Source organism: Gillisia hiemivivida (assembly GCF_007997295.1).
Lineage (GTDB): Bacteria > Bacteroidota > Bacteroidia > Flavobacteriales > Flavobacteriaceae > Gillisia > Gillisia hiemivivida.
Genome location: NZ_VORY01000004.1, coordinates 137,493 through 150,576, shown reverse-complemented (window position 1 = coordinate 150,576; position 13,084 = coordinate 137,493). Strand labels below are relative to the sequence as shown.

Below are 13,084 nucleotides of genomic sequence, written 5' to 3'. Positions count from 1 at the left end.
TCTAAATGTTAAAATCTTACTTTTGAGGCATGAATAAACGATTATTCTTCCTCCTTGTTGTGCTTATGAGTTTATCGCTCATTGGAATAATTTTCGTTCAGGGGTATTGGATAAAAAGCACCGTAGATGATAAGGAAGAGCAGTTTTCTTATAATGCTAAACAGGTACTTATTAATGTTTCTAAAGAACTTCAAAACAAAGAATTAGAAGCTTTTTGGTTTAATTTTGATTTTGAAGATAGCACAGCATTAAAATTGAACAGTGACAATCTGGAACAATATTTCGGTTTAAATGAGTATGGGGAGAATGCAAATCAAGATTATAACAAGATATTAGAAACAAACCATAAAGAATCTTCTGATTTTTTGGTTTCTACTTCAGATAGTATACAGCTTGCTAAGCTAATAAATAATAGGGTAAACGATTTTTTGAATAAAGATAAGGTTTCCGGGAGTATATCCGCAGAGGAACGTTTAGATCGCTTAATGAGAATGGAGGAGGTAGAGAAAGACATGTTAAGTGCCTATATTTCTGAATTTACCTCTAAAATACCAATTCATAAGAGACTTTCTAAACAATTGGTAGAAAAATCCTTGAAAGAGAAACTGCAAAATTATAATTTGAAGTCTGGTTTTGAATATGGCGTTTATGCCAATTCCCTAGCGACTAAAGTTCATTCAGATAATTTCATACTCGATTCCCCTGCAACTTATTCGGTTCCATTATTTGTAAATATATCGGGAAAAAGCAATTATCAGCTATTGGTTAATTTTACTGAAAAGAAGGAAGTGGTACTTTCTTCTGTTATATTAATGGCAGCTTTGTCTATAGTATTTACTCTTATTATTGTGATTGCCTATTCCAGTGCTTTATCGCAATTAATTAAGCAACGACAGATCTCGCAGATTAAGACCGATTTTATAAATAATATGACGCATGAGTTTAAAACGCCTATTGCGACTATAAATTTAGCATTAGATGCGATCAAGAATCCAAAAGTAGTTAATGATCAAAGCAAGGTGGCTAGATACCTGCAAATGATTAGAGATGAAAATAAGAGAATGAATGCACAAGTAGAAAATGTATTGCAGATCTCCAAGTTAGAGAAGAATGAGCTGGACCTTAAAAAGGAACGCTTACAGCTTCATGAATTAGTTGAAGAAGCACTAACACATGTAGAGTTGATCGTGGAAGATAGAAGTGGCTATGTTAAAAACCATTTCGGAGCTTTAAAATCCTCGGTTTTAGGAAATGAAAATCATTTAACAAATGTGATCGTAAATGTCTTAGATAATGCTATAAAATACTCTGTAGATGAGCCTAAAATAGATATTTATACTGAAAACGTTAGAAATTCCATAATTTTGAAGATCAGAGACCAAGGTTCTGGAATGAGCAAAGCTGTTCAGAAAAAAATATTTGAAAAATTTTACCGGGAACATACCGGAGATATTCATAATGTAAAAGGCCATGGTTTAGGTCTTGCATATGTAAAAAGAATCCTGGACGACCATCACGCTACCATTCATGTGGAAAGCGAACGTGGAAAAGGAAGTACATTTATAATTAAATTACCATTAATAACATAATATATGGAAACTGAAAACAAGAAAATTTTATTAGTAGAGGACGATCCAAATTTTGGAACGGTACTAAAAGATTATTTAGCAATGAACGACTACGAAGTTACTCATGCTAAAAATGGGATGGAAGGTTTTGAGAAGTTTAAAAAAGACGATTTCGATCTTTGTATCCTAGATGTAATGATGCCTTATAAAGACGGATTTACTCTTGCAAAAGAAATTAGAGATAAGAATGAAGATGTGCCTATTATTTTTCTAACCGCAAAAGCGATGAAGGAAGATGTATTAAAAGGATACAAAGTAGGGGCAGATGATTACCTGAACAAACCTTTTGATAGTGAAGTACTTCTTATGAAGATTAAAGCTATTATGCAGCGTAAAGCTACAGATAGTGTTGCAGACAGCAAACAATTTGAATTCCAGATTGGTGGTTTGCATTTAAACTCTAAGTTAAGATTCTTAACTTATAAGGATAAGGAGCCTATTAAATTATCTCCAAAAGAGAACGAATTATTAAGGTTGTTGGCGTTACACGAAAACGATCTTATGCCAAGAGAATTGGCGCTTACTAAGATCTGGAGAGACGATAATTATTTTACATCTAGAAGTATGGATGTTTATATCGCTAAACTTCGTAAGTATCTAAAAGTAGACGAGAACGTTGAGATCTTGAATATTCATGGGGAAGGATTTAGATTGGTAGTTAAGAATAAAGAGGGCGAAGCCTAAACATAAGAAATTTCAGTTTCCTAGAGGGACTGTATAAAAGTTAATGGGCATTTTGGGGTTTGAATTTTGGGAATGATTTCTTGAGATTTTATACTTCTAAAAAGCTATTACAACTTTTATACAGTCCTTTTGTATTTTAAAGTTAACAAGCAAGCACAATATTATACGGGAATCGGCATTATATTTGTAATTCCCGAGCAATAGATATGAAACATAACTACGCTAACAACATATGGGTTCAGCTGACTCAAGGTGCTCACCTTGGGAAGAATTCTATACTGTTTTTTAGCGTGTTGTTTTTGATATTTTTTTCTTCATTGAGTGTGGTGGGGCAGGTTCCCATTCCTCCTAGTTATGTGTGGTTCGATTCAATACCCCAGCCCACAGTATTACCACTTTCAGGAGAAACTAGTGATATTCAAATTGCAGTAACAAATGGTCCTGATAATTTCATTTATTCTTTAACATTTGGGAATGGCGTTTCAAAAAGAAATCCTGATGGTTCTGTATCAGATGCTAAATTTATTGTTGGAAATCAGTTGAAAAGTCCTACGGATATAGTTGTAAATAGTAATGGTTTGGTTTTTATTGCCGATTATGATGAAGATGATGGATCTACATGTTTAAATAATGGAAAAATAAGGGTATTTGATAATTCCGGAGTTCAAATAGCTATAATTTCTACAAGTTATTTTAGACCTATAGGACTAGCAGTTGATAAAAATGACAATATATATTCTGCGGAATATTCATTACCAGGAACCTGTGAGGCTAATAAGAGTAGAATAAGAAAATTTGATGCTGTATATTTTTCTCAAATAGATATAAATGAAACCCAAGTAGATAAACCCTTTAGAATTGCAGTAGATTCAAAAATGAATGTTTACGTTAGTCAAGCACTTAGTAATACTAATGGGGAGGTTAGAGTTTTTGATAATGACTTGAATTTTGTAAAATCTTTGCCTAACACCAATATAAAGTCTCCAGGAAGTTTGGTCGTGGATAAGGAAGATTTTCTACATGTAGTAGATTATAACGGTAGAGTTAATTTCTCTCAGTTTATAAACTATGAGAGACTATCTACAACCGAATTAGCTGCATTAATTGAGGAAATATATGAGGGGCAGGAAAATAATGAGTTTTCCATTAAAATTTTTGATCCAAATCTGATTTTTTTAAGTAACAAAACAATTAAAGATCAAATTGATTTCCCAATTGATTTAACTACAAACCTTTGTGATAGATTATTTTTAAATAATTCAAAAATATTTGGAGAATATCGAAATATTTTTGGTTTTATATTTTTCGTTCCTGAAAAAATAGAATTCGAATTAGAAATTTATAAAAGAACCCCTTCTTTTGATATTGAAAAACCAGAAATTATCTCTTGTGTTCCAAATCAAAATGCCACTTTAACGAATGGGGAATTTATTTTGCCAGATTATACAGGTTTAGCAGTTTTTAATGCGATAGATAATTGTGATAAAGATCTCAAAATTACTCAAAACCCTCCAAAAGATACAAGTATTACTGGAACTAGGACAGTTACCATAACGGCTACCGATGATGCTGGAAATGTATCTGAAGCTTGTACATTTCAAGTTATTATTGAAGATGAAGGCATTTCTCCTACTTTTACTTGTCCAGATGCAGATGCTGTACCAGATTTAAATTTTGATGTTAATTGCAATTACGATATACCGTCTTATAACAACTTGATTACAAATTTCTCTAATTTTGAAATTGCACCATTCTTCATTCAATCTGAGAATAGAAATGGAAATTCACTGTCTGTTAATATAAAAATTTATGATGGTGAGGGAGGGAGTTTTGTTGGAGAATGTAATTTAGTTGTTGACCTTATAGATGTTACTTCTCCACAATTCACTTCATGTAATCTTCAGGACATAAATGTGGAGTTGGAAAATGGGGAAACCTATGCAGTGCCAGACTTTGTTTCGCAATTAACTGCAACAGATAATTGTGATTCAAATCCAGTTACAACTCAAAGTATAGCTGCTGGAACACCAATTACAGAAACTACTCTTATTACTCTTATCGCCAAAGATGAGTCGGGAAATATCTCTAATAAATGTGAGGTTTCAATAATTATAACAGAAAAGCAAAATCCTACTTTTACTTGTCCAGATACAGATGCTGCGCCAGATTTAAATTTAGATGTTAATTGTAATTACGATTCTCCTTCGTATAACAACTTGATTACAAATTTCAACAATTTTGAAAATTCACCATTCTTCGTTCAATCTGAGAATAGAAGTGGAAATTCACTGTCTGTTAATATAAAAATTTATGATGGTGAGGGAGGGAGTTTTGTTGGAGAATGTAATTTAGTTGTTGACCTTATAGATGTTACTGCTCCACAATTTACTTCATGTAATATTCAGGACATAAATGTGGAGTTGGAAAATGGGGAAACCTATGCAGTACCAGACTTTGTTTCACAATTAACTGCAACAGATAATTGTGATTCAAATCCAGTTATAACTCAAAGTATCGCTTCTGGAACATCAATTACTGAAACAACTCTTATTACTCTTATCGCCAAAGATGAATCGGGAAATGTTTCTAACACCTGTGAGGTTTCAATAAATGTAGCAGAAAAACCAGACCCAACTTTTGATTGCCTGGATCCTAACCAAACTACGGTCTTGGAATTAGATGAAAACTGTACCTACAGTGTTCCAGATTATTCAGGTAGAGTTACCAACTTTCAGAATTTCATGAATGAACCTTTCTTTGTTCAAACCCAAGTTAGAAATGAGGATGTTTTAGCAGTAACAATTAAAGTTTTTGATGGGGTTAATGGGGAAGAAGCTGGAAGTTGCCAGTTTCTAGTTAATTTAGAAGATCAAATTCCACCAGTAGTCACATGCCCTAATGATATACTTATTCCATATACGGATTCAAAAGAATATGAGATTGAAGATTATTACTCTCAATTAATAATTACAGATAATTGTTCAGATAGTTTTACATATACTCAAACACCGCAACCAGGCAATATTGTTTCTGAAAACACCATAATTGAATTCACTATTACCGATGAAAATAATAATATGAGTGGCTGTAATTTTGAGGTTAAATTTTATAAAGAATCCGAACTTCAAATTCTGAATTGTCCTGGAGATCAAATTTTTGAGGTGGATTCAAATTGTAGCTACCTTATCCCAGATATAGCATCTAGCATAACTACCAATATAGAAGGTGCAGTGGTAACTCAAAATATAACTCCTGGATTCAGAGTAAATAATTCGCTTACGTTAACAATTACTGCAAAATTTGAAGGTCAAACGGATACTTGTACCGTAGATCTAATGGCAAAAGACAGCATAGATCCTGTGGTTGTTTGCCCTGGAGATGTGAGTGAAACATATAATCCTGATGATGGTTTTGCATTACCTAATTATTCTTTACAGGCTCAAACTTCAGATAATTGTGCAGTGGCTAAGATCGAGCAAATTCCGGATGTAGGAACGCTGATATTTGAAGATACTGTAGTAACTGTGCGGATCGAGGATATCTCTGGGAATTCGTCCATTTGCACCTTTAATGTGATTTTAACGGAAGAAAATACAGCAAACACTCCACCAATATCTACTAATAATAGTTATTCTACAATGCAAAATAATACCCTAACAGTAACTAGTTCTAGCGGTGTGCTCAGTAATGATTCAGATCCAGAAGGGGAGTCACTTACAGCTGTCCTAATATCTGATGTAACTTCGGGAACATTAACACTGAACCCAGATGGTTCTTTTGAATATGTGCCAGACACAGGATTTTTCGGAAATGATTTCTTTACTTATTCAGCCAATGATGGAAATCAAAATTCTGTACCATCCACGGCAAGTATCGAAGTTATACAAGTTTCAGACAACTCAGTTATTTGTAAAGAATCAGTTACCTTAGAGTTAGATGGAAATGGAAATGCTACTTTAATTGCAAAGGAATTATTCACCGCAAGACCTGCGGATCTTCAATTTTCTGTAGATCAAGAGGTTTTTACTTGTGAAGATCTGGGAGAGAATATAGTTACACTATCTTATTCTAACAATGAGATTCAGGACACATGTGAGATAAAGATTATAGTTAAAGATGTTTCTCCACCTATACTTAGAGTTAAAGACATTAGCGTAGCTTTAAATGAATTTAGATCTGTAACTATTACTCCAGAGATGCTGGATGATGGATCTTCAGATAAATGCGAGAATTTAAGCTTTAGCCTAAGTCAACTGACTTTTGGATGTAAAGAACTAGGGGAGAACACGGTGATCTTTACTGCAACAGATGCTAGTGGTAATTTCACTAGCACAACCGCGACAGTTACTGTTACGGGTGATTGTACTATAAAACCGGAACCAGAGGTAGAGTTTATCTTTATCTATCCAAACCCTACATCAGGACCATTTCAGTTTGCAACGCCTACGGGAGTAACTATCCAGCGAGTAGAAGTTTTTGATTTTCGTGGAAGGATGATCCTATTCAAAGATTTTTCTGAAACAGATCTTCAATACCGCATGGATCTTACCGGAGTACAAAATGCCGTGTATGTTCTAAAATTATTTACTTCAGAAGGAATGGAAATTAAGAGAGTGATAATAGATTAGCTTTAAGCAGATGTCACTTTAATTCGTCATCCTTAGCCTGTCGAAGGATTTTCTTATTCAAAACAATATACGAGATCCCTCCTGTCGTCGGGATGACAAAAAGAGATGTCATTCTGAACATATTGAAGAATTCCAATGGAGTTTACTTTATTTAGAGATCCCTCCTAGCGTCGGGATGACAAAAAAAGATGTCATTCTGAACGAAGAGTAGCGCAGTGAAGAATCTCATGATATCAATGAAGCGCGTCATCCTGAATTTATTTCAGGATCTTAAGTGAAACGAATTGAATAATATCCAAGAAACTGTATCATCTTTATCAGAGATCCCTCCTAGCGTCGGGATGACAAAAAAGATGTCATTCTGAACGTAGAGTAGCGCAGTGAAGAATCTCATGATATCACTGAAGCGCGTCATCCTGAATTTATTTCAGGATCTTAAGTGAAACGAATTGAATAATATCCAGGAAACTGTATCATCTTTATCAGAGATCTCTCCTAGCGTCGGGATGACAAAAAAAGATGTCATTCTGAACGAAGAGTAACGCAGTGAAGAATCTCTATGTTATCACTTTCATGCCTCCTCCTTAGCCTGTTGAAGGATTTTCTTACTAAAAATAATAAACTAGATCCCTCCTGTCGTCGGGATGACAAAAAAAGATGTCATTCTGAACGTAGAGTAGCGCAGTGAAGAATCTCTTTGATATCACGTTAGTTCGTCAATGGTAGCCTGTCGAAAGATTTTCTTATTCAAAACAATATACGAGATCCCTCCTGTCGTTGGGATGACAAAAAATGTGTCATTCTGAACGAAGAGTAACGTAGTGAAGGATCTCTTTGATATCAATTTAATTCGTCAATGGGAGCCTGTCGAGGGATTTTCTTATTCAAAACAAAAAACAAGATCCCTCCTGCGTCGGGATGACATTAAAATTTGCTTTAAGCAATTTCAGCTACATATATTTCTCCTGAATCTCAGACTTAATGAAATTTTCAATTTCAGAGAAAGGGGTTTTATAATTAAACCAAGTGGTTTCTTCATTTTTTCTAAACCACGTCAGTTGTCTTTTAGCATATCTGCGTGAATTCATCTTTATCTCTTCTACAGCAGTTTCGAGATCTATCCTGCCCTCAAAAAAAGAAAATAATTCTTTATAGCCTACCGTATTTAAGGCATTCAACCTGCGTTTTGGATACAATTCTTGTGCTTCCTCCAGCAAACCTTCATCCATCATAATATCTACTCTTTGATTAATACACTCGTATATTTCTTCTCTGGGAGCGCTAAGACCAATTGAAATTGTTTTAAAATCCCTGGTAGGTTTAGGCTGATTTAAAAAAGAGGAAAAGGTTTTTCCTGAACCTATACAAACTTCTAAAGCGCGAATTACTCTATGTGGGTTGTTATGATCTATCTTATTGTAATATTCTGGATCCAGTTGTTCTAACTGTGTCTTTAAAGGTTCTAAACCTTCATTTAATAGCCTGTCGTTTAGCTGTTCTCTGATTTCTTGATCTATCTCTGGGAAATTATCCAAGCCTTCAATTAAACTTTTAATATAAAGTCCGCTGCCTCCAACTAATACGAGCAGCTCATGATCTTCAAAAAGTTTGTCTAGCTTTTCTATCGCCTCCCGCTCATAATCTCCAACAGAGTAATCCTCTTCTATAGATCTATTGTGGATAAAATGATGCGGTGCTGCAGCCAGTTCTTTTGTGCTGGGAGCGGCAGTACCAATGGGAATTTCTTTATAGAATTGTCTGGAATCTGCAGAAAGGATCTCTGCACAAAAAGTTTGTGCAAGTTTAATGCTTAAAGCCGTCTTTCCAATGGCCGTTGGCCCAACAATGCTAATAAGAAGTTTAGTTTTCATTTAATTTTTTACCACAATTATGACAAAATTCTGAAGATGGCTTATGTTCTTTTTCTCCACAGTTTGGGCATATAAAAGGTTTTATTTCATCAGCCTTACTCATGTCCTTTGACATTTCTGCTCCAACAATTCCTGTAGGAACTGCAATCACTCCATAACCTATAATCATAATAAACGAGGCGATAAATCTTCCTAAAGGAGTTAGAGGATGTATATCCCCAAACCCAACTGTTGTAAGAGTAACTATGGCCCAGTAGATACTTAGCGGTATATTTGTAAAGCCATTTTCTGGACCTTCCACCAAATACATTAAAGTACCTGTGATAATACAAATAATAACTACGGCAAATAGAAAGATACTGATCTTGGCCCTGCTGTTCTTTAAAGCACTTATTAACTTTTGTGATTCCCCAATGTATCTAGTGACTTTCAGGATTCTAAATACTCTAAGTAAGCGCAAGGCTCGTACTGCCAAGAACATATTACTTCCTCCAACAAAAAAGATAATATAAGATGGGATTGTGGAGAGGAGATCTACAATCCCATAAAAACTGAAAATATACTTGGTAGGTTTATTTATGCTAATGATCCTTAGAATATATTCTATACTAAAGAAAATAGTAATTACCCATTCTGCAAAATAAAACTGGTCGTGATATTTAATATTATAACTGGCTACACTTTCCAGCATTACTAGGATAATACTAAGTACGATTAATACCAATAACACAATATCGAACAACCTTCCTAGTTTAGTACTTGTCCCATATATAATAATATAGAGCTTTCTTTTCCAGGTAGTAAGGTTCTTATCTAAGGATGGTTTTTCCAAAAAGGAGATTTTTAATTATGTATAAAGTTAGCTATTTTCTACAATTAAGAAATAAAACCAAGAATTGAAAAAATAAAAAAAGTTGGATGGGTATTAAATGCCAGTATCTTGAGTAGCAAATTGAATAATCTTCAATTTGCTATTTTTTCTTAGGTAACTCTGGATGATATGCCTAGCATCTCTATCATTGGTCATAGGAGTGATGATAGAACGTGCAATATCTAAATTATTCATTTGATGGTTTAAGTTAAAAAAACCTATTCCTTTAAACTCTCCTTCTTCTACCAAAAGCGCGCTTTTTTCATCTATTTCCCTACCTCGGTCTATCACCAGCATATTTTGATTATGGAAACTATGTAAGGCTATTACCTCCAATACACGTAAATTATATTCTTCCGGAGTTTCTACCTTTATACAAGCACCTTTACAAGATTTTATGGTATAGCTGAAGCAATTTCCGTTTCCCAGGTGTAAACCTGTTAGCTTCTGGCAAAGCTGATGTTTGTCTACTATGTTATGAAGTACAGATTTTGCTTGTTGCAAGTTTGTGAAAGTAGTAATGCTTTTTTTACGAGCATCAGATCTTGCGATCTTTAGATTGATATACCCATCCTCATCTACAAAATGATACAAGGCATAATTGAAAATATTCTTTTTTAGTGCTTTGTTGTATTTGGGTTTAATCTGTTTGATCTCTTCATTTTCCTTCAGCAGAGCGATCAATTCATTCCCCGTAGCTTCAAAACTTACAGAGGCTACTTCCTTCTGAACTTCTTTAGACTTATGTTGATCGTTAGTAAAATGCTGATTGATACGCTTTCTTATGTTCTTACTTTTACCGATGTAAATGATCTCACCTTCATCATTATGTAAATAGTAAACCCCAGTGATAGATGGTAATCCATCTATGATCTGAATGAGTTTAGTATCTATTTGCTTGGAAGGTTCATTCCTAACAGAGGCTTTAAGGATCTCTTTTTCCAGATCTTTTGCCATTAGCATTTTAAACAACTTTACAGTTGCCTGTGCATCTCCATTTGCTCTGTGCCTGTCGCTTAATGGAATTCCTAAAGACTTTACGAGTTTTCCTAAACTATAAGATGCTTGTCCAGGGATTAGTTTTTTGGATAATTCTACGGTACAAAGAGTTTTTCGCTCAAAATCGAAACCTAGTCGGCGAAATTCCAATCTTAGTATTCTATGATCGAATTTGGAGTTATGGGCAACGATGATACAGCCAGTAGTAATTTCTACAATTCGCTTGGCTACCTCGTAAAATTTGGGAGCATTGCGAAGCATGTCATTATTAATACCCGTAAGCCCAACTACAAAAGGTTGAATGGGTTGTTCTGGATTAACAAGACTAATAAATTGATCTACTACTTTAGAACCATCAAATTTGTAAATGGCTATTTCTGTAATTCCTTCTTCATTATACTTACCACCGGTAGTTTCTATGTCTAATATTGCGTACAAAAATTCTCTTCTTCTTAATTATAACTTCGTTCTCCAAATATAGCGCTTCCAATTCGCACCATATTACTTCCGCAGGTTACTGCTATTTTATAGTCGCCACTCATCCCCATAGAAAGCACTTTGAATTGGGGTTGCTTTTTCTTGAGGTCAACGTAAACAGATCTTAAATAATCGAATTCCCCTCTTACTTTTGCTTCATCGTCAGAGTAAGTAGCCAATCCCATTAATCCTGTTATTTGAACATTCTTCAATTCCAATATCTCATCTGAAGCTAAGATTTCTTTTGCTTCTTCTGCTTCTAGACCGAATTTAGATTCTTCATCAGCAATTTTAATCTGAAGCAAACAAGAGATAGTTCTCTCATTTTTTTCTGCTTCCTTATTGATTTCTTTTAATAATTTAAGGCTATCAACGGCATGTATTAAACTCACAAATGGTGCCATGTATTTCACTTTATTGCGTTGTACATGCCCAACCATATGCCATTCTATGTCTTTTGGAAGGCTTTCCCACTTGTCTGTCATTTCCTGGATCTTATTCTCTCCAAATATACGCTGCCCTGCCTCGTATGCTTCCAGGAGGTCACTGTTAGGTTTGGTTTTGGAAATCGCAACTAAGGCTACTTTTTCTCCAAGTTCTTCTTTATATTTTTTAATGTTTTGGGAAATTTCCATTCTCTAATTTAAGTAATTAATATCCTGTAAAGAATTATTGGTCCTAAAATTCATAAACCGTTAATCCACTTCTTAGTTTAGGTTCTATATATGTGCTTTTTGGAGGCATTGTCAAGCCTTCGTCTGCCACCTTTTTTATTTCATCTATTGTTAAAGGCAACATGCCAAATCCCACAGCGAAATTACCATTATCTACCTGAGTCTTGATCTCTATAAGATCATTTCTTCCATGGATGTAAGCAATCCTGTCATCATCACGGAGATCCTGGATGTTTAAAATAGGTTTTAATACCTTCTGATACAAGATATAAGTATCTAAACTACTCAAGGAATCTGTGAATTCGTAATTCGTTTTCCGCAGATATAAAGAATAAAATTCCCCATCCAGATACATATTAAATTGATGCTTTTTACTAGGAGTATATACTTCTAATCCTCTGCTTTCTATCCTAAACCAAAGATCCAATTGCATTAAAAACTCCTCCTTGCTTAAACCGTTTAGATCTTTGATCAATCTATTGTATTCGTAGATCTGTAGTTTGCTTTCAGAAATAAGAAAGCTCATAAAGTAATTATAAGGCTCGTTTCCGGTATGATTAGGATTTGCATCCTTAGATTCTTTAGCGAGTAAATAGGAGGAGGCACTTCTATGATGCCCATCTGCTATATAAAGTGTAGGCATAGATTCAAATTCAGATTTTATCTGATTAACAGACTCTGGTTCACAGATCTTCCATAAATAATGGGTTTCCTTATTATAAGTAGAAAACTCATATTCTGGTTCTCCCTGCATCACTTTCTTCATCAGGTTGTCTATAACTTCTGAATCTGGATAGGTGAGGAGCACCGGCTCTGTATTAAAACCTACTACTTTTAAATAATCCTTGAAAAGATTCTCCCGATAGGCTATAGTGTCTTCATGCCTTTTTATGAGATTATCCTCATAATCTTGTACGCTTGCTGCTGCAATAATTCCGGAGAACATTTTTGTTCTGGTGACTATTTTATAAAAATAATAGCAAGCAGAAGGGTCTTGAATAAAGATCTCTTCTTCTTTGAATTCCAGATATCTATTCTTTACAAGCTGAAAGCGTTTCTCACCGGTAATTTCGTGCTGAAATTTATAGCCGGGATTTATGATATGCAAGAAAGAAAAAGGATTGTATTCCAGTTGGGCCTTTAATTCCCCCACACTATAATCTTCGTAAGGTCTGGATGCAACCATTCCTGCCTTATCTTTAGTAGGCCTTACTGCTTTAAACGGAACTATTTTAGCCAATGAATTTTAGTT

8 protein-coding genes are annotated in these 13,084 nt (G+C 34.5%); 3 read left to right on the top strand and 5 right to left on the bottom strand.

Features of this window, described 5'->3' with window-relative positions; translation table 11 throughout:
• Positions 1–29 precede the first annotated feature (29 nt).
• From ES724_RS06030 to ES724_RS06020, 3 genes are all read left to right on the top strand, one after another.
• Positions 30–1,589 carry a sensor histidine kinase gene (locus tag ES724_RS06030; protein ID WP_146930936.1) on the top strand — a complete coding sequence of 520 codons (1,560 nt, stop codon included), beginning with the start codon at positions 30–32 and terminating at the stop codon, positions 1,587–1,589.
• Positions 1,590–1,592: 3 nt separating this feature from the next.
• Complete coding sequence (locus tag ES724_RS06025; protein ID WP_026837943.1) at positions 1,593–2,312, top strand: response regulator transcription factor; 720 nt, start codon at positions 1,593–1,595, stop codon at positions 2,310–2,312.
• 206 nt (positions 2,313–2,518) lie between these two features.
• Complete coding sequence (locus ES724_RS06020; protein ID WP_146930933.1) at positions 2,519–6,940, top strand: Ig-like domain-containing protein; 4,422 nt, start codon at positions 2,519–2,521, stop codon at positions 6,938–6,940.
• A 950-nt stretch (positions 6,941–7,890) separates the two neighbouring features.
• Here ES724_RS06020 and miaA read toward each other — a convergent pair.
• The 5 genes from miaA to ES724_RS05995 all read right to left on the bottom strand — a co-directional run bounded on the left by miaA (position 7,891) and on the right by ES724_RS05995 (position 13,072).
• The gene (miaA, locus tag ES724_RS06015) at positions 7,891–8,811 is read right to left on the bottom strand and encodes a tRNA (adenosine(37)-N6)-dimethylallyltransferase MiaA (RefSeq protein WP_146930930.1); all 921 of its coding nucleotides are present in this window, start codon (positions 8,809–8,811) and stop codon (positions 7,891–7,893) included.
• Positions 8,801–9,643, bottom strand: a complete 843-nt coding sequence (locus ES724_RS06010) for an ion transporter (protein ID WP_146930928.1) — start codon at positions 9,641–9,643, stop codon at positions 8,801–8,803. Before ES724_RS06010 ends, miaA begins: the two co-directional genes overlap by 11 nt.
• A 93-nt stretch (positions 9,644–9,736) precedes the next feature.
• Positions 9,737–11,119, bottom strand: coding sequence for an exonuclease domain-containing protein (locus ES724_RS06005; protein WP_146930925.1), 1,383 nt, complete (start codon positions 11,117–11,119; stop codon positions 9,737–9,739).
• A 14-nt stretch (positions 11,120–11,133) separates the two neighbouring features.
• Positions 11,134–11,793 (bottom strand): YggS family pyridoxal phosphate-dependent enzyme, encoded by a 660-nt coding sequence (locus ES724_RS06000; RefSeq protein ID WP_146930922.1) that lies wholly within the window; start codon positions 11,791–11,793, stop codon positions 11,134–11,136.
• A gap of 43 nt (positions 11,794–11,836) precedes the next feature.
• Positions 11,837–13,072, bottom strand: a complete 1,236-nt coding sequence (locus tag ES724_RS05995) for a DUF1015 domain-containing protein (RefSeq protein ID WP_146930919.1) — start codon at positions 13,070–13,072, stop codon at positions 11,837–11,839.
• Positions 13,073–13,084 lie beyond the last annotated feature (12 nt).

Coding starts and splice junctions, on each gene's coding strand:
- ES724_RS06025 (WP_026837943.1), top strand. CDS start 1,593: ATGGAAACTGAAAACAAGAAAATTTTATTAGTAGAGGACGATCCAAAT.
- ES724_RS06030 (WP_146930936.1), top strand. CDS start 30: ATGAATAAACGATTATTCTTCCTCCTTGTTGTGCTTATGAGTTTATCG.
- ES724_RS06000 (WP_146930922.1), bottom strand. CDS start 11,793: ATGGAAATTTCCCAAAACATTAAAAAATATAAAGAAGAACTTGGAGAA.
- miaA (WP_146930930.1), bottom strand. CDS start 8,811: ATGAAAACTAAACTTCTTATTAGCATTGTTGGGCCAACGGCCATTGGA.
- ES724_RS06020 (WP_146930933.1), top strand. CDS start 2,519: ATGAAACATAACTACGCTAACAACATATGGGTTCAGCTGACTCAAGGT.